Genomic DNA, 17,450 nt, shown 5'->3' with positions numbered 1-17,450 from the left:
CGAGTGCTCCCTTCATAGAAAAGGGATCCGTGCTGGTTAGGGTTGATTCAGTCGCGTGCGGACCTGCGCGCCGCTAAATCACTAGTAGGCCTCGCTAAACGCGCCCAGAATCGAGGATATGATCCTGGCACAGTTCACGGACAAGGTTGCACTCGTTACCGGCGGTGGCTCGGGGATCGGCGAGGCCACCTCAAAGAGACTGGCGGACACAGGCGCCAGCGTGGTGGTGCTGGATCTGGATTCAGAGGCTGCCCAGCGCGTGGCCGACGAGATCAGCAAGACCGGTGGCGCGGCTGTCGCCCTGAGGGGCAACACGGGCGTCAAGGAGGACAACGAAAACGCTGTGCGGTTCGCTGTGGGCACTTACGGCAAGCTCAACTACGCCGTGAATAACGCCGGAATCGGTGGCAAGCCCGCCCCGGCCGGGGATCTGGACCTGGACGAATGGGACAAGGTCATCGGCATCAACCTCAATGGCATCCAGTACGGCATGCGTTATCACATTCCCGCCATGTTGAAGGCCGGAGCCAGTGAGAGCGCGATCGTTAACATGGCTTCGATCCACGGGGCAGTCGCTGCCCGCAGAGCGGCGCCTATACGGCGGCTAAGCATGGTGTGGTGGGCCTAACAAAAAACGCCGCCGCCGAGTATGGCTCTCAGGGCCTGCGCATAAACTCCGTCGGTCCCGGCTACATCCTTACTCCGCTGCTGGAGAAGCACCTGGACGAGGAGGCCCGGAAGGTCCTGATGGCCAAGCATCCGCTCGGACGCCTGGGCACCGCTGACGAAGTTGCACACATGGTTTGCTTCCTCCTCTCGGACGACGCGTCGTTCTCAACCGGTGGCTACTACCTGGTGGATGGCGGCTATACCAGTGTCAGTAGTCATGCCCTACTGCCCTATTCGATCACCCTTGAATTTACGGCAGGCGCCGCTGCTACCGGTAGCGGTTCTTCCTCTGGGTGCGGACTGTACTTTTAATGGTTCTTCCACAGCGTCCTTATGCGGCCCTATGTACCGGGGCGTCGTATGGACCAGCGTGGCCGGCGCCTCAGTAAAAACCTCACCTAATCAATTCCGTCTATCTTCTGCGGCAGTTTTATAAGTTTCCTGCTCGGGTGCCTCCGGAAGCCATAGCCCTGGCCTGCCTTATGCAGATCCAGGCTGCGAACAGAAGGTCCCTAACCGGTCATAGCGTACGAACCGGTATGGGCTATCGGCGCACCCCAACCCGCAGACCCTGACTGCGTTTGCGCTGTTACAGGCCACTTGAAGCAGAACCTGCATAATGAACAAACCTTGCTGTACGGCGGCAGTGCAGGACCGGGGCTCCTGCCAAATCTGTAGCCCTACGTTGACGGGCCTTCGGGTATCTGGGACGTGTCGGATGACATGTATTGCTCTTTCCTGTGGTGCTTGGTCCATTGGAATCCGAACCTTGAACGTGCTCGCCGGGGTTTCGGGATCTCTTGTAGACATGGAAGGGAATACTTCCGACAGACAGTGCCCGGCACGCGTAGCGAGGGCGCTGTTGAAATGAGTTATAGCGTGCCCTTTACAAGTCGACAGCAGTCGCAGGATCGGCAAGGACAGCCAACATTGAAAGGCCGAGCTGGAGCCGATCCAGGCCATGGGAGCCGGCGGGCGCACCTGCCTTGATGCCCAGATAGGCCAGCGCGTCAGGCAGTTTCGCTACGACCGCCCGCAGTTCATCTGAGATGAGCAGTGATTCCGGTTCGTCTATCGCGAGGCCGAGATGCGCGTCCTCCCATGCACGGCTGCGGTTGGTAGCGGCAGGCCCCGCTCCGGAGAAGGCGAAGGCGCCCAGTGCTTCGCCCAGCGTGTCAATGTGTTCGCCCGGGGTGGCTGCACTGCGCCCTTCGATGGCTGACCTGCCCCAGTTGAGTAGATGGCGGACGCGCGGGGAACCGGAATTCGTGACTGACCGCACGGCGGACATCTCTTCCTGGAGCGACAGATAGCCCTTTTGCGGAACCTGACCGGCTATGAGGGCATCCGAGTGCTCAACAAGCAGTTCTATACGCCCCCAATCCCAGCTGGTAATTGTCCGGAGCGACTCGGTGAAAGCGTCCGGGTTTGAGCGGTCTGCCCGGGGAGCTGACTGGATGGCGAATGCCCGCACCGAAGCTTCTCCGAGTAGGGCCTGCAGCCTTAACGCCTCTTGGCGGATGGAATCGATGTCTTCGAGTGCGTGTTGCCGGCCGGCCGGATCTGCTGATGCCAGTCCGTATGCCGGGTCTGATTTTGAAGCGACAAGGGTCAGTGGCATCGCGCTGACCGTGTTGGACCAGCGCGGATCGAGCAGGTGTGCCAGGCGGTGGAGGCCTTGTGGGTGGAGACCGCCGGGGAGGGCGGGAAGTTCCAGCCCGCCGATGCGGTGCTCTGCCCGTAGGGCCTTGTACCAAAGGTCTTCACCCTCGGTATCTTTGCTGAGCCCCATAGGGGCGGCGTTGTAGGCGGAGTACACGATGCTTGTCATAGTGACCCTCCGGTGAGGGCTGGAACTTCTGCTCATCCTGCCGCGAAAACGTCGCGCGATTCTTTGATGCGGTCCTGGGCGAACTCGATGCCGAAGCCGGGACGCGTGGACAGGGCAAAGGTACCGCCAAAGGGTGCGGGGGTGTCCTCTTCGAAATGGTGCCGTTCGGGCATGTGCTGGTAGAGGTATTCGACGCGGGGACAGGTTTCCGGGGATTGGCTGGCGACGACGTGGAGCGCTGCGTGGATGCCATGGCCGTGAGGGATGACCTGAACGCCGTATGTTTCCGCGAGCGAGCACATCTTGACCAAGTCAGTGACGCCTCCGCACCATTCCGGGTCCACCTGCAGCACGCTGAGGAGCCCCCGCTGAAGGAACGGAAGGATGTCATGCCGGTCGTAGAGGTGTTCCCCGGTTGCCAGTGGGATTGAGGTGGCGGCGCGTAGCTGGGCGAATGAATCAATGGCGCCGGTGGGAAATGGCTCCTCGAGCCAGTCGGGGTGCAGGTGCTCCACGCGCGCTGCCCAGCGGCGGGCATAGGTGGGGTCCCAGCTCATAAATGCGTCAAACATCAGCTCGGAGCGGTATCCGACGGTTGCACGGGCGCGTTCTACTAGGGCTACGTTGCGTCCCATCCCTTCGGCGCCCTGTGCGGGGCCGTCGGCGAAAAACCATTTCTGTGCGGTGTAGCCCTCGTCGAGGAGTCGTGCTGCTGTTTCCTCGACCTCGCCTTCCCTGTGGAACGTGCCCAGTGTGCTGGCGTAGGCGGGTATGCGGGTGCGGCCCGAACCGCCGAGGAGCTGCCAGACGGGTAGTCCGAGAAGGCGTCCGCGCAGGTCCCACAGGGCGTTGTCGATTGCGCTGATGGCGATTTTGCGGTTGCCGTGGCGCGAGTGGCGGTTGCCCCGCTGGAGCATATCCCAGACAAAGTTATTCGCCAGAGCGTCAAGCCCCAGGATGGACGTCGCCATGCCCTCCTTCAAGGGGGCTACAGCCTCTTGGTCGATGGGCCCGTAGCGGCCGGTGACGCCGGCGGTAGTGCCGATCTCAAGGTAGAGGGAGGATTTACGGCGCGGGTCTGCCGGTGCCGGCCATCCGTCTGCGGGATGGTATTGGGGGTAGACGCTGATGGGTCGGGATTGAGGTGGGAATCCCCTGTCCTTTGCGTCTGTGGGGAGCAGTGCGGTCAGCTCGATCATGCGGACGGAGGAAATTTTTGCCTGGATCACGGATGGCCTTTCTAAGATGGTCATGAACACAATCCCTTGGCAGGGATTACGGTCTCCTGCCTGTATGGTTGCGGCTACAGGTCGATGCCGATGTATTTTTCTTCGAGGAATTCCAGGATTCCTTCGGAGCTGCCTTCCCGGCCGAGTCCGCTTTGTTTCATTCCGCCGAAGGGCGCGGCGGGGTCGCTAAGCACGGCCCGGTTCACCGCGACCATGCCGGCGTCGATGCGCTGGGCGACGGCAAGTGCGGCTGACTGTTCGCCATAGACGTAGGCGATGAGTCCGTAGATGGTGTCATTGGCCATGCGCACCGCGTCGTCGACATCGTCGTATTCGATGACAGAGGTCACGGGGCCGAAGATTTCGGTTTGTGTGATCGTGCTGTCGTGCTTGACCCCGGTGAGGACAGTCGGGGCGTAGAAGGCTCCCTGACCGGGGGCTGTGCCTCCTGTCAGTATCTGTGCTCCGGCATCGACGGCACTTGTTACCAGCTCGGCAACCTTGTCACGTTCACTTATGGAGACTAGGGCACCGAGCTGATTCGCCGGGTCGGTACCGGGCCCGACCCGCCAGGTGGCAAGCTCGGTGGCCATGCGTTCTGCGAATTCTGTGGCCAGTGAGGAATGGACATAGAAGCGGTTGGCGGCCGTGCACGCGGACCCGCCGTTGCGCATCTTCGCGATCAGTGCCCCGTCGACTGCCGCCTCAAGATCGGCACCGGGCAAGATTACGAAGGGTGCGTTGCCGCCTAGTTCCATGGAGGCGCTCACCACGTTGTCGGCGGCCTCGTGCAACAGGACCCGACCCACTTCAGTGGAGCCGGTGAAACTGACCTTCCGCACCTCGGGGTGGTGCAGCATCCGGGCGACGGCAGGGCCGGTGTGCACAGGGGTGACCAGGTTGACCACTCCGTCCGGGACACCGGCGCGCCGCAGGGCATCGACAACGAAGGCGGCTGTCAGCGGGGTTTCCCGGGCTGGTTTGAGGATCACCGTGCAGCCGGCGGCCAGGGCTGGAGCGATTTTACGGGTCGCCATAGCGGCGGGGAAGTTCCAGGGGGTGATGAGAAGGGCGACGCCGATCGGCTGGTGGGTGACGACGATGTGTTTGTCGCCGCTGGGCGAGAGACGGAAATCACCGCGGACGCGGACTGCTTCCTCGGCAAACCAGCGGAAGAATTCGATGGCGTAAGTGGCCTCGCCAAGAGCGTCGGCGTAAGACTTGCCGTTTTCGAGCACGATGATTTCGGCCAGCTGTTCCCGTTCCTCGGTGAGGATTTCAAATGCACGCCGCAGGATTTCGCCACGCACTCTGGGAGCGGTTGCCGACCAGGCGGGGAGCGCAGCGGCGGCGGCGTCGACGGCGGCGTCACAGTCGGCGTCTGTGGCGACGGCGAAGGATGCCAGCTCGTTGCCGGTGGCGGGGTCGATGACGGGGAACGTTTTTCCGCTGGATCCAGGGGTCCAGCGTCCACTGATGAAGAGGTCGGAAATGTGGCTCACTTGTAGGTTTCGCTTTCGTTCGAGGCGATGGTGGGAAGGGGGGTCAGCTCGGTGCGGTCGCGGTCGAAGGCGGCCCGTACGATGTGGTGGAGATTTTCCTCTGTGGGTTCCAGGACGGAATTAGTGACGAGGCGCCGCACGGTGAGGGACAGTTCGATGATGCGCGGCAGGTCCGCCTCGGTGACTCCAATCGATGCCAAGTCATGTGGCAGTCCGATGTCGGCCATGATGGACGCGACTTCACTGATGGCGTTTTGGGCAGATTCTACGATTGATCCGGCGGGAACGCCCAGAGCCTCTGCAATGCTGGCCAGCCGGGTGGCGTCGGTGGCAAGGAGTGCCTGCATGACGTAGGGCAGCAGCATGCCGGTACCGAGTCCGTGCGGTGTGTGTGTCAGTGCCCCGACGGGGTATTGAATAGCGTGGGACAGGTGGGTTCCGGCCGTGCCGAAGGCCATGCCGGCCAGAAGGCTTGCGTATGCCATGCCCGACCTGGCTTCGAAATCCTCACCGTTGCTGACGGCGTTCCGGAGCGAGAGCCCGATCAGCCGGATGGCTTCCAGTGCCAGGGTGGAGCTGAGCAGGTTTTCACCGACGAAGACCGGCAGTTGATCATCCCACTGTGGTGCATGGTTGCTGGCAGTGTAGGCCTCAACGGCGTGTACCAAGGCGTCAGCCCCTGCGCTTGCGGTCACTGCGGCAGGTGCTCCTACCATAAGGCGAGGGTCCACGAAGGCGGCCTTCGGAATCAGGTATGGGCTTGAAATGCCGACTTTGAGGTCCCTGTCGGGGTCGGCCAGCACGGCAACCGGGGTCACTTCGCTGCCCGTTCCGGAGGTAGTCGGTACCGCGACGAGCGGGATTACCTGCCCCGGGACCTGGTTCTCACCGTAAAACCGACTAAGAGGAGTTCCGTGGGCCACCCCTAGTGCGATGAGCTTCGCCAGGTCGAGTGCGCTCCCGCCTCCGAAACCGACGATGACGTGTGGGCGGGTTTCTCGTGCGCGTTCAATTGCTTCTTTCACTACGGCGACGGGAAGCTCCGGGACCACCTGCGTGTCCACGGCCACGGTCACGTCCAGGGCCTCGAGCTCTGCCAGGAGTTCCGTGAAGGGTTCGGTAGAAGATAGGAACGGGTCGCAGACCACCAGCGCCCGATTTCCGAGGGAAGCAACTGTGCGGGCAATGCCGGCGCGGCAGCCATCCCCGAAGGCAATTGAGTCCGGGAGCCGCAGCAGCCCGAAGGATTTGGCGATGTCAGTCATGAAAGTCCTTCCGCGTATTTGAGGGCCAGAGCCCACACCTCGTTATCAATGGGAACGCCCCCTAGGGCGCGCTGTTCGCGGGTGCGCCGGGCCCGGTCACCGGGAACGTCGGCTGGACCGGTGACTCCACTGTCTCTGACCTGGTCCAGGTATTCGGTCAAGGCCGGCAGCATGCCGCTTAGTCCGAGCCGCTGCAGGCTGATGGTGATCAGCAGGTCGCCCTTCGTGGTCGGAAACTCGCTGTCCAGGGTTCCCACGACATCGGTCCCGAAAGCCGTTGCTGTCAATGTGCCTACCAGGGCTTCCAGCGCTATTCCCAGGGCGTAGCCTTTCGGTCCACCGAAGGGCGAGAGCGCTCCCCCGTCGGCCGCGGCGGCGGCATCGGTGGTGGGCCGCCCCAGAGCATCCACGGCCCAGCCGGGCTGGATCGCCCTGCCGGTAGCGGCATAGTCGAGAATCTTGCCCATTGACACGGAAGCAGTGGACATGTCGAGTACCAGGGGTTCATTCATGGTGGGGACGCCTATGCCGATGGGGTTGGTCCCGACGGTGGCGCCTCGTCCTCCCCACGCGTGGACCAGGGCTTCGCTAGTGGTCAACACCACTGCGACCTGTCCGCGGCGTGCGATTGACTCAACGTAAGGAGCGAGCATACCGATATGGCTGGAGTTGGAGATAACAGCCATGGCTATTCCGGTTTCATCGGCTCTCACGATCGCTTCGTCGATTGCCTGGTACGCAACTGCCGGGCCGAATCCCCGGTTTCCATCCACCCGCAGGACTGCGGGGGCAACCCATTCCAGGACGGGCCGGGCATTCGGGATAATCAAGCCACGGCGCATTCTCTCTACCAAAACGGCCAGCCGGCGGATACCGTGGGATGCGTGACCGCGTAGCTCGCCTTCGACCAGGGTTGCGGCTTGCAGGTCCGCGACGATCCGCGGCGCCCCATTCGCTGCTAATGCGTCACTGATCACTTTCCGGAGTTCGTCGTTTGGTACGACTATGACTTCGGTGGCACCTTCCTTGGCGCTTGTTTCCACAAATCCCTCCTCTTGTATAACTTCCTTGATCATCCACACAGGAAAGGCGGCCTCCCATGCCCCGTCCCGCAGAGCAGGACGCAGGTTCTGATTCGTCCCTCTCGCGCGGCCTCGCGCTGCTCGACTTATTCACTTCAGCGGACCAGGTTCTTAGCATCAGTGAGATGGCGCGCCGCTCAGGCGTTCCCAAATCGACGACGCACAGGCTGGTAGGTGACCTGATCGCCTGGGGTGCTCTTCAGCGAAGCTCCACTGGTGTGAGCCTCGGCGTGCACCTGTTCGAACTTGGTTCTTTGGTTCCGTCTTCCAGCACCCTGAGGGATTTGGCACTTCCGTTCGCCCACAACCTCAATGAGGTCACAAAACTCACGAGCAACATCGCTATCCGTGAGGGCAACGAAGTGCTCTACATCGAAAAGATCACCACCAGGACCCTCAAGGTCCCCCACTCCCGCGTCGGTGGCCGCGCCAGGATGCACGCGACCGCACTGGGAAAGGCGATCCTGGCGTTCAGTGACCATGACTTCGTCGACTCTGTCCTTATAGGGACACTCCAGCCGCAAACCGAAAAGACGATCACAGAGCCGGCAGAACTCCGCAAAGAGCTGGCCCGTGTTCGTGCCGAGCGGGTGGCCTACGATGTTGAAGAGTCACGGTTGGGCCTGTTCTGCGTCAGCGCGCCGGTCTTCAACGGGCCGGGAGGCCCGGTGGCCGGCGCCATTTCGGTCACCGGGGCAACGGAGCTCGCCATCGCCAAGCGCTACTCCCCGGCCGTTCTGGCCACGGCCATGGCTTTGACCAGTGCCCTCGGCACCGTGAAGCGGCCTCGACAGCGCAGCGCATCCTGAACGGGCAGGGAGAACGGCGACCGACGGAAACGTTCAGTTTCCGTCGGCCGCTTGCTCTACTGACCTGTTAACCTTTGCTGCCTGTGGTGGCTATGCCCTGAACAAGGTGCTTCTGGGCGAAAAGGAAGAACAGGAAGATCGGGATCAGTGTGATGACCGACATTGCGAAGAGCGGGCCTAAGCCGCTGGCTGTTTGGGAGTCAAGCAGGCTGTTGAGGCCGAGTGCCACGGTGTACGATTCCGGGACTGTCAGGTAGATCAGCGGGGCGAAGAAGTCATTCCACGTCCAGATGAACGTGAAGATCGACGTCGTGACCAGCGCTGGCCTCATCAGCGGAAGGATGACGCTCCAGAAGGTGCGGATCATGCCGGCGCCATCGATGGACGCTGCTTCATCGAGTTCTTTGGGAATGCCCCGCAGGAACTGGACCATGAGGAAGATGAAGAAGGCGTCGGTAGCCAGGAACTTCGGAATGATGAGGGGTAGGAAGGTAGTTCCTACCAGTCCGGTGCTGGAGAACATGATGTACTGCGGAATCGCAACCACATGGTAAGGGAGCATGATTCCGGCCAGCATCAGGGCGAAGAAGATCTTCTTCATCTTGAAGTTTTGACGTGCGAATGCATAGGCGGCCAGTGAGCAGGAAATCAGGTTTCCGGCGAGGCAGCCGACCACAATCAGCAGCGAGTTCAGCAGGTACCCCACGAAGGCAAGGCCCTCTCCGGAGTTCCAGCCCTTGACGTAGTTCTCAAGGGTTACTTCGCCTGGAATGAGCCCAAAGTTCTCGAAGATTTGGTTCTCGGGCGTAAAGGAACTCTTGAGCATCCAGAGAAGCGGGTAGAGCATGAGCAGACCGAAGAATATGAGGACTGCATGCTTTGCAGGACGGCGTTTAGCGGTCAGGACAGCAGATTTAGTCATTGTAGTGAACCCAACGCTTCGAAGCGTAGAAATTGATGGCGGTCAATACACCGATGAGGACAAGGAGAACCGCGCCCAACGCTGAGGCGTAGCCCATCTCAAAGTTGATGAATCCACGCTCGTATAGGTACAGCGTGTAGAACAAGGTGGAATCGACGGGTCCGCCGGTGCCGCCACTGACGACAAAGGCGGGGGTGAATGCTTGGAAAGCCCCGATGATCTGGAGGACAAGGTTGAAAAAGATGATCGGGGTCAGCAGGGGCAGAGTGATGTAGCGGAGCCGCCCGATGCGTCCAACCCCGTCGATTGAACCTTGTTCATACAGTTCAGTGGGAATCTGCCGAAGTCCGGCCAGGAAGATAATCATCGGGGACCCAAAGGTCCAGACGTTCAGAACGATGAGTGTTCCTAGAGCCGTCTGGGGATTGGAAATCCAGTTGGGAAGATTCTCTGCACCAAACGCACCCAGCACAGCGTTTATGACACCCTCAGCACCAAAGACCTGACGCCAAAGGATGGCGACGGCAACGCTGCCACCGATCAACGAGGGCAGGTAATAGGCCGACCGGTAAAGCGCGAGTCCGCGGACACCCGCGTTCAGCACGATGGCCAGCATCAGCGCCAAAATGAGCTGCAACGGTACCGAAACCAGCACATAGGTGAACGTGACGCCAAGAGCCTTGTAAAACCGCGGATCGTCGAAGAACATCCGTCGGTAGTTCTCCAGGCCCACCCAGCTCGGATCGGACAGCAGGTTGTAGTCGGTGAAGGACAGGTACAGCGACGCGAGCAGTGGACCTAAGGTGATCAGGACCAGTCCGGCCATCCAGGGTGTCAGGAAGAGATAGGCCCCGCCTCTTCGGGTGCCCCTCTCTGAACGGCTTTGCCATCGGCCGCCAAAATGTCGAGTCTGGGACATTTTCGAGGCTGTTTGCCGGCCCGCTGCCGGTGAGTTTTCGGTAAGCGCGGTTCGATCCTCGACCTTACTTGGCAGCATCGAGACTCCGTTGCAGCTCGGTGATCAGGTCCTTGACTGCTTGGTCGATTGCGACGCCTCCCGAAGTGACGTTCTCTGCCGTACGGGAGACCAGGGAACCGAAGCCTGCCGACCCGTTCGGGTACGGGGCACGGGGCCTCATCTCTCGTGCAAGATCACGTTCCATGATCTCCAGTACCTTGATGTCCTCGCTCTTGCCGGCCTTTTGAGCCTCTTCCAAAGCCTGCTTGCGTAGGCTCGGGTTGGACGGCGGCCCGCTCACGACACCCGCGGTGCTCAACACGCCAGGGTCGTTGATGAAGTAGTTGACCAAGCGGCCGGCCAACTCCGGATTCGGCGTGTTGGCCGCGATGCAGACCCTGCTATACCACAGGAAGGGGTATCCGGCAGCCGCACCTTTGTTGGCTGGCATGAGGTGCATGGTCAGCTCGCCCTTTGTCGCCGCCTGGTTCTCCACAAAGTGGTTGGACTGGGCAAACGCGATCGCAATCTTGCCCGCGACCTGCGGGTAGGGGGTTGCAACTGAACCAGCAAGCTCGGCCGGCATGGACGAGCCATCCTTAACCCAGCCCTCCCACATGGAGAACCAGTCGCCGACAACGCCGGCATCGAAACCGATTTTGCCTTCCTTATCGAATAACTCCGCCCCTTGCTGGCGGATGTACTGGGTCAGGTGCAAAAAGTTTGCACCCTCGTACCGCATCCCGAAATAGCCATCACCCTTGGCTTTGCTGTATTCCTTTGCAAGTGCGCCGAGATCTTTCCATTCCCAACTCTTGTCATCAGGAGCGCTTAGCCCTGTAGCAGTAAATTCATCCTTGTTAATTTGGATTACTGGATTGATCTGGTTGAAGACTGCAGAGTATTGTTTTCCGCCCATAGCGCGCCATGAGTCGACCTGCCCTTGATCGAACTGGCTGTAGTCGATCGTCCCTTTATCCAACGTGTCCAGGTCAAGGAAGGTCGACTGCGCGGCGTATGTTGCGAACTGGCTTTCGGGGGCCCACAGAACGTCAGGGAGCTTTTTGGCCGCCGCCTGCGTTGCCAGTCTGTCCAAGTAAGCGGCGTATTCGGCCGGTTCCAACTTCAGCGTTACGTCGGGATTCGCGTTGCTGAAACCCTCAAGGAAATCAGTGTAGGCAGCCTGTCGTGGAGCACTCCCCCACCAAGCCATCCTCAACGTGCCGTTAGCGCTGGAACCCGATGAGGCAGATTGCGGCACGCACCCTGTTGCGGCAAAAAGCGAAAGCAAACCGGAGGCCGCTAAAACGCTCCTGCGGCTAATATTGCCCTGAATGGGTTGGTAGCTGGATAACTTCATTGTTTTCCTTTCTGGAGTTGCGACGCTTTCAGAGATTTGAAGAAGCAGCGCTGCGAAAAGGGGTTGGCGAGAAATCCTTATTCGTATCTCGCCACTGCGGGACATGTTATTTGTTGAAAATCAAGCGCGGTAGAAAGCGTCCCGGAATGTGGGACGCGTCGACCTGCGACGCCAAAGGAGCGATCACTTGGACTCCGTCCGCATGCGGTGCACCGAAGGCGTACGGAACATTCGTGGTTTGACTTTCGCCGACTCACACTTGTTGGCGCATCTCGGAAATTATCGAAGGGAACCGCAGCACAGTCGTAGTTGAACACAGGCTCCGCCGGGGCCTGTGTCCCGACTTTCATGCCTGTGGCTGCAAGCTCTCCTCGAGGACGGAGGGCTCTGCATTCAGGGCCAACTGGGCACCGGCGAATGTCAGGAACTTGAGGGGCTCGCGCATGGCTGCCTGCGAAGACCCCGCGATGGCTGACAGGGAAGCATAGGCCGCAAACGTTGTCAGTGGTTCTTCGATGGCACCTGCGATGAGGAAACACCTTGCGCCAGCGCTCCTGGCTACATCCTGGACGTAGGAGGGGACTTTGCCGGCGGGGGATTGGCCGTCGTAGCGGCCTTCACCGGTGATGACGATGTCAGCGTCGGTAACTTGCCCAGGAAGCCCAATCTCATGACCTACGGCCGGGGCTCCTGCTGTGATGGTGGCGCCCCAGGCGGCGAGGCCAAAGGCGGTGCCGCCTGCTGCCCCGGATCCTGGTGCCGAGGTATGCGCGGGGAGGAGCGATGCGAGCTTATTCAGGCCGTCTTCAAGGCGCTGGATGTCTGCGGCGTTTGCGCCTTTTTGTGGTCCGAAGACGTGTGCTGCTCCTGCCAGCCCAAGCAGGGGGTTGGTAACGTCAGTCAGGACAAGGACACCTCCGGGAGGTGGGGGACGCAGTCCAGCGAGGTCGAGTGCGGCCAGGTCTGCCAAGGCCCCGCCTCCTCGCGAGAGCTCCTCGCCGGTGTCTGTGCCGAACCGGGCGCCCAGCGCAGTGAGTGCTCCTGCTCCGCCGTCGGTGGAGGAGCTGCCTCCCAAGGCGACAAGGATCCTTCTGGCTCCGTTGTCGAGGGCATGGGCGATGGCTTGGCCGAGCCCGTAGGTGTGCGCCGTGAGCGGACGGAGACGGTCAAGGAGGGTGATACCCGAGGTTGAGGCAACCTCGACCACTGCTGTCCCGTCAGGGAGCATTAGCCACCGCGCCTGGGTCGGCACGTCGTTTGGACCTTCCACGGTGACGTCATGCTGGTGTGCCTCTGGATGAGCCCGGGCAAAAGCCTCCAGGGTGCCTTCCCCGCCGTCCGCCATGGGAAGGAGGACCACATCGTCGTGAGGCCGGATGGAGGCCCATCCCGCCGCGATAGCTTCCGAAGCTTTTGCCGCTGAAGCAGTCCCTTTATAGGAGTCCGGTGCAATGATGATTTTCACGTTGGTCCTTTCCGCAGGTTCTGTTGGTCCTGATGTGGTGTATCGATTACCCTGAGTGCACGTCTGCGGTAGGAGGCCACATGACTGAGGCAACGAAGCCCGGAAAAAGCGTCACGATAGCCGATGTTGCCGCACGTTCGGGCGTTTCCCGCGCAGCTGTTTCCAAGGTGTTCAACGGCCGCGGCGGGATCTCCGCGGCGACCGAGGCCCGGATTAGGCAGGCGGCCCTGGAATTGGGTTGGACGCGTTCTTCTGCTGCCTTTGCCCTTCGCAGTTCCAAGTCCATGGCGGTTGGTCTGATTCTGAACACTGCGGTTGCGGATCCGGATGTGATGCCGATGGCACCGCAGGTGCTGCTCGGTATCGAACACGTGATTGCAAAGCTCGGTTATGGGCTGCTCTTGCATGTTTTCTCCGATGATCCTGAGGAAGAGATGCAGGCGTACAAGCGTCTGGCCGCGGACAAGCGGGTGGATGGGGTCATCCTGACCAACGCCAGGATGGACGATGGCCGCTTCGAACTCCTGGAGGAACTCGGATTGCCGGCAGTTCTCGTTGGGTCCCCTCCCCCAGGACTTGAGTTCCCGCATGTGGACAACAATCCTCCGGGTGCCGGTATTGATGAAACGGTTAGCCATCTTGTGGAGCTCGGCCACCGGCGTATCGCCTATATCGGCGGTCCCCTTTCCCGCGTTCAGCCAAAGATCCGCGCTGAGGCGTTTCTTGAGTCCATGGAGGCTGTGGGGCTTGAGCCTGCTGCTGCGGTGTCCACGGGTTCCACCGCCGAGGCGGCCGTGGCTGCCACGAGGCAGGCGATGCTGCTGTCTGAACCTCCCACAGCGTTCATTTACGGAGGTGACGTCATGGCCATGGCCGCCATCCATTACCTTCGGGAAACCGGGCTTGATGTCCCGGGCGATGTTTCTGTGGTGGGCTTCGATGACCAGCCGCTGGCGGAGTATATGAATCCCGGCCTGACAACGGTGACCCGTAACAGCACCCAGCGCGGTGTTAACGCTGCTACCCAGTTGCTGAGACTTCTGGGTGTTGATCTTCCAGAGCCCGGGCCGCTTGATCCACCGCGTCTGATAGTGCGGGGCTCGAGCGGCCCGGCCGCCGCGGGGTAAGCCATTTGCCTTATTTGAGGCCTGTGCTGGCGATGCCTCGGACGAACTGGCGCTGGAAGATCAGGAAGATCACCAGGACCGGGATGACGCTGATGGTTGCCACGGCGAGGATGGTGCCCCAGGGTGAGGCAAAAGCTTCGCCGCCTTGAAGCGAGGCCAGACCGACCGGGAGCGTCTGACTCTCCTCGCCCTGCAGGACCATCATCGGCCAGAGGAATTCGTTCCATCTGCCCATGAAGGCAAGGATCGCCAGGACGCCGACCAGCGGACCGGAGAGCGGGACGACGATCCTGAAGAAGATCTTCAGCTCCCCCAGCCCATCCATGCGCGCTGCTTCGATCAGTTCGTGTGGCAGGCTCAGCATGAACTGCCGGGCAATGAACACGGCGGTGGCTTCGGCGGCGCCGGGAAGGATGACTCCCCAAATCGAGTCGACCAGGCCGAGTTTCACGATGACCAGGAATGACGGGACCAGGGTGACCTGGATGGGCACCATGATCGTCAGCAGATAGAGGAAGAAGATCATCGTCCGGCCACGGAAGCGGAATTTCGCGAAGGCGTAGCCGGCGAGCATGCTGACGAAAACGCTGAGCACTGTCCCGATGACAGCGATCGTCATCGAGTTTGCGATCCATTGGGCCATGGGAAGCCGGGTGAAGGCTTCCTCATAGTTCGACCAGGTGAACGCTTCCGGCCAGAGGTAGAACTCGTTGCTGGTGGCCTGCCCGCCAGGAGTGACGCTGGTGACGAACATCCAGTAGAACGGGAACGCCACGACGGCGGCACCGACGACGAGCAGTGCCCAGATAGCCCAGGTTCCCATACCGTAACGGCGGCCGGGGGCCGGCTTTTTGGCCTTTGCCCTTGTGGTCCGCCCTGCTGGGGCAGGGCTTGAGGTGTTGTTGAGGGTTGGGGCGCTCATATGACGTCCTCCGACTTCCGGCTGGAGCGGTACCGCAAGAGTGTGAAGGCGATCAGCATGAGTGTGAAGATTACGCCGATGGCGCTTGCGTAGCCCATGTTGCCTTGGGCGAATGCGGTGCGGAATACGTACTGGACCAGGACGGTGGTGGCGAAGCCGGGGCCGCCTCCGGTGAGTACGAAGAGCAGGTCGAAGACCTGGAGTGAAAAGACCACGTTGATGATGAGCAGGAAGAACGTGGTGGGTGACAGCAGCGGCAGCGTGACGTACCTGAACCGCTTCCAGGCACCGGCGCCGTCCAGGGTGGCGGCCTCGTTGAGGGACTCGGGAACTGACTGGAGGGCGGCAAGGTAGAGGACCATGCAGAACCCGATCCTGCTCCACAGCACGGCCAGGACCACGGTGACCATTGCCAGGTTGGGTGAGGTCAGCCAGGGCACCCTGTTTCCTCCCAGGGCTGCGATGGCGTTGTCCACGACTCCGTAGTCGTAGTTGAAGATCCAGGACATGACCACGGCCACGCCGACACCTGACGCGACCATGGGGGCGAAGAAGATTGTTCTGAGTATCACCCGGCCCGGCATGGGGCGGTTGAGCAGGACCGCGAGGAGCAGACCGATGGCCATCGAGGTGGGGACGGTGCCCAGGGTGAAAACGCCGGTGTTCCGCAGCGCCGTCCAGAACAGCTCATCCTGAACAATTTTTTCGTAGTTCGCCAGGCCGGCGAACCGGGGGTTGACTGCAAGTGCTCCGGTATTGAAGCTGAACCAGAACGCGGCGCCGATGGGAATGAGCGAAAAGGCAAGGAACAAGGTGCCGCTCGGGAGCAGGAAAAGATACGGGATGCTCTTTTTCCGTGCAACCTGACCCCAGCGCCGTTCGCGGCGCTTCGGGGGCAGGACGATTGTCTTGCCCCCGGCGACGGTAGTTTCAGGCCCTAGCGTGGCCGTCATTTCAGGCCTGCGGCGATCCGGTCGGCGGTTTCCTTGGCCGTTGCGGAACCGGTGAACAGCAGGTCCAGCGAGTCACCGAGGACTTCCCGGACCTTCTGGTAGTCCGGGCCCGCCATGTCCCGACCGACAGCTTCCGGCACAGTCTTCAGCTGGTCAATGAAACGCTGGGTGGCCTCCGGACGGAAGTTGTAGCCCACTTCTGCTGCCGTGATGTTCCCTTGCGCGGCGATGCCGCCCTGGTCGCGGAGGCGTTTGACGGTGTGTTCCTTGTCGCTGGCGTAGGCAAGGAATGCTGCCGCCACATCCGGATTCCGGGAGCTCGAGGTCACCACATTGACGCTGCCGGACAGGTTCGTTGCGGTGGTCTTGTCGCGGAACATGTAGTCGACATCCCAGAGTGCGGGGTCGAAGCCGGTGTTCTTCATGGCACCAATGTCTTCGTGGATCATGAAGCCCACCTGGTTGTTGGTGAAAAGGCTGGTGGCGGTGTCCGTCTGGCTGGATTTGACCGAATTGCTTGCGGAAATCAGCCCGTCGGCGTAGAGCTTTCGCGTCCATTCCAGCGCCTCGATGCCGATTTCGCTCTGGATGGCAGGGGTTACACCGTCGTCCTCGAACAACGCACCACCGCGCTGGTACAGGATGGGCAGCCAACGGTTGCCGGAATTCGCGTTGATAAAGCCGTAGGACATGCCGTAGGCACCGGTGATCTTCTTGGACTCGACAGCAATGGTGCGCAGTTCGTCCTGCGTCCAGGCCCCGTCGATGGAACCGCCAGGCGCGATCCCGATCTTTCCCAGGATGTCCTTCCGGTAGAAGGTTGCCATGCAGGCTGCCTGCTGTGGAATCCCGTAGACGCCGCCTTCCTTGGCGACCAGGGCACGCATGCCGGGGATGTAGTCATCGATGTACCCGGCACCGATATGATCGGCGATGTTCATCGCCGTGCCGTTGCCGATATAACGGCCCACCGCGGACACACCCATGTTGACGATGTCCGGCGCTTCACCTGCCGTGGTCCGGGCCACCAGCCAGGCATCCAGGGGGCCATCGGGGATGAGGGTGAAGTTGATTTCAACCCCGGGATTGTTGGCCATGAACTCTTCCGCCGCCTTCTTCCAATGCGGAATCGAAAGAGTGTCATTGCCCGTTGCCCAGGTGATCTTCTTGGTCGAACCGCCCGCAGACGACCCGCCACAGGCACTCAGGGAACCCGCTGATGCTGCAGCGAAGGTGAGCAGACCGCCGGCTTTAAGGATGCTTCTCCTGCTGAGAGACGAACCCAGCAGGTTGCCGCCTCCTGTCACTTTTGTATTCATCTTGGTGACCTCCTTGTCATGAATGTTGAAAAACCGA

Annotated in this window: 15 protein-coding genes and 1 pseudogene; 4 read left to right on the top strand and 12 right to left on the bottom strand. The window is 61.1% G+C overall.

All coding sequences use genetic code 11. The features are described from left to right. Positions 1-124: 124 nt before the first annotated feature. A pseudogene (locus ACLH0K_RS00675) lies at positions 125-879 on the top strand (SDR family NAD(P)-dependent oxidoreductase); the annotation flags it as partial. 312 nt (positions 880-1,191) lie between these two features. Continuing rightward, complete coding sequence (locus ACLH0K_RS00670) at positions 1,192-1,347, top strand: triose-phosphate isomerase (RefSeq protein WP_411376526.1); 156 nt, start codon at positions 1,192-1,194, stop codon at positions 1,345-1,347. Between the two features lie 208 nt (positions 1,348-1,555). On the opposite strand, the gene ACLH0K_RS00665 is transcribed toward ACLH0K_RS00670, so the two are convergent. From ACLH0K_RS00665 to ACLH0K_RS00645, 5 genes are read right to left on the bottom strand one after another with little or no spacing between them, the layout of a single operon-like run. Continuing rightward, positions 1,556-2,500: a DUF4862 family protein gene (locus tag ACLH0K_RS00665; protein WP_411374960.1), complete on the bottom strand. Its 945-nt coding sequence runs from the start codon at positions 2,498-2,500 to the stop codon at positions 1,556-1,558. A gap of 32 nt (positions 2,501-2,532) precedes the next feature. Continuing rightward, the gene (locus ACLH0K_RS00660) at positions 2,533-3,753 is read right to left on the bottom strand and encodes an enolase C-terminal domain-like protein (protein WP_411374959.1); all 1,221 of its coding nucleotides are present in this window, start codon (positions 3,751-3,753) and stop codon (positions 2,533-2,535) included. A gap of 50 nt (positions 3,754-3,803) precedes the next feature. Further along, entirely contained in the window at positions 3,804-5,231 is a 1,428-nt protein-coding gene (locus ACLH0K_RS00655) for an NAD-dependent succinate-semialdehyde dehydrogenase (protein WP_411374958.1), read from the bottom strand. Then, positions 5,228-6,496, bottom strand: a complete 1,269-nt coding sequence (locus ACLH0K_RS00650; RefSeq protein ID WP_411374957.1) for an iron-containing alcohol dehydrogenase — start codon at positions 6,494-6,496, stop codon at positions 5,228-5,230. Before ACLH0K_RS00650 ends, ACLH0K_RS00655 begins: the two co-directional genes overlap by 4 nt. Beyond that, positions 6,493-7,539: an Ldh family oxidoreductase gene (locus ACLH0K_RS00645; RefSeq protein ID WP_411374956.1), complete on the bottom strand. Its 1,047-nt coding sequence runs from the start codon at positions 7,537-7,539 to the stop codon at positions 6,493-6,495. Before ACLH0K_RS00645 ends, ACLH0K_RS00650 begins: the two co-directional genes overlap by 4 nt. A gap of 56 nt (positions 7,540-7,595) precedes the next feature. Between ACLH0K_RS00645 and ACLH0K_RS00640 the strand changes: the two genes are divergently transcribed. Next, complete coding sequence (locus ACLH0K_RS00640; RefSeq protein ID WP_411374955.1) at positions 7,596-8,387, top strand: IclR family transcriptional regulator; 792 nt, start codon at positions 7,596-7,598, stop codon at positions 8,385-8,387. 67 nt (positions 8,388-8,454) lie between these two features. On the opposite strand, the gene ACLH0K_RS00635 is transcribed toward ACLH0K_RS00640, so the two are convergent. The 4 genes from ACLH0K_RS00635 to ACLH0K_RS00620 all read right to left on the bottom strand — a co-directional run bounded on the left by ACLH0K_RS00635 (position 8,455) and on the right by ACLH0K_RS00620 (position 13,092). Continuing rightward, positions 8,455-9,309, bottom strand: coding sequence for a carbohydrate ABC transporter permease (locus ACLH0K_RS00635; protein ID WP_411374954.1), 855 nt, complete (start codon positions 9,307-9,309; stop codon positions 8,455-8,457). Further along, positions 9,302-10,228: a carbohydrate ABC transporter permease gene (locus ACLH0K_RS00630; RefSeq protein WP_411376525.1), complete on the bottom strand. Its 927-nt coding sequence runs from the start codon at positions 10,226-10,228 to the stop codon at positions 9,302-9,304. The genes ACLH0K_RS00635 and ACLH0K_RS00630 overlap by 8 nt, the downstream gene beginning before the upstream one ends. Before the next feature lie 64 nt (positions 10,229-10,292). Beyond that, complete coding sequence (locus tag ACLH0K_RS00625; protein WP_411374953.1) at positions 10,293-11,627, bottom strand: ABC transporter substrate-binding protein; 1,335 nt, start codon at positions 11,625-11,627, stop codon at positions 10,293-10,295. Positions 11,628-11,973: 346 nt separating this feature from the next. Next, positions 11,974-13,092: a glycerate kinase gene (locus tag ACLH0K_RS00620; RefSeq protein ID WP_411374952.1), complete on the bottom strand. Its 1,119-nt coding sequence runs from the start codon at positions 13,090-13,092 to the stop codon at positions 11,974-11,976. Positions 13,093-13,172: 80 nt separating this feature from the next. Here ACLH0K_RS00620 and ACLH0K_RS00615 point away from each other — a divergent pair, with 80 nt between their 5' ends. After that, positions 13,173-14,219 (top strand): LacI family DNA-binding transcriptional regulator, encoded by a 1,047-nt coding sequence (locus tag ACLH0K_RS00615; RefSeq protein WP_411374951.1) that lies wholly within the window; start codon positions 13,173-13,175, stop codon positions 14,217-14,219. A 10-nt stretch (positions 14,220-14,229) separates the two neighbouring features. Here ACLH0K_RS00615 and ACLH0K_RS00610 read toward each other — a convergent pair whose 3' ends face one another. Genes ACLH0K_RS00610 through ACLH0K_RS00600 form a run of 3 tightly spaced genes read right to left on the bottom strand, consistent with a single transcriptional unit; the run spans position 14,230 to position 17,413 of the window. Continuing rightward, entirely contained in the window at positions 14,230-15,141 is a 912-nt protein-coding gene (locus ACLH0K_RS00610) for a carbohydrate ABC transporter permease (protein WP_411374950.1), read from the bottom strand. Beyond that, a complete protein-coding gene (locus ACLH0K_RS00605) occupies positions 15,138-16,094 on the bottom strand; it encodes a carbohydrate ABC transporter permease (RefSeq protein ID WP_411374949.1) in 957 nt (318 codons plus the stop codon). The genes ACLH0K_RS00610 and ACLH0K_RS00605 overlap by 4 nt, the downstream gene beginning before the upstream one ends. Next, positions 16,091-17,413: an ABC transporter substrate-binding protein gene (locus ACLH0K_RS00600; RefSeq protein ID WP_411374948.1), complete on the bottom strand. Its 1,323-nt coding sequence runs from the start codon at positions 17,411-17,413 to the stop codon at positions 16,091-16,093. The genes ACLH0K_RS00605 and ACLH0K_RS00600 overlap by 4 nt, the downstream gene beginning before the upstream one ends. Positions 17,414-17,450 lie beyond the last annotated feature (37 nt).

Origin of the sequence: Arthrobacter sp. MPF02 (genome assembly GCF_046605375.1) — a bacterium.
Taxonomy (GTDB): Bacteria; Actinomycetota; Actinomycetes; order Actinomycetales; family Micrococcaceae; genus Arthrobacter.
This window is presented reverse-complemented; position numbering and strand designations above follow the sequence as displayed.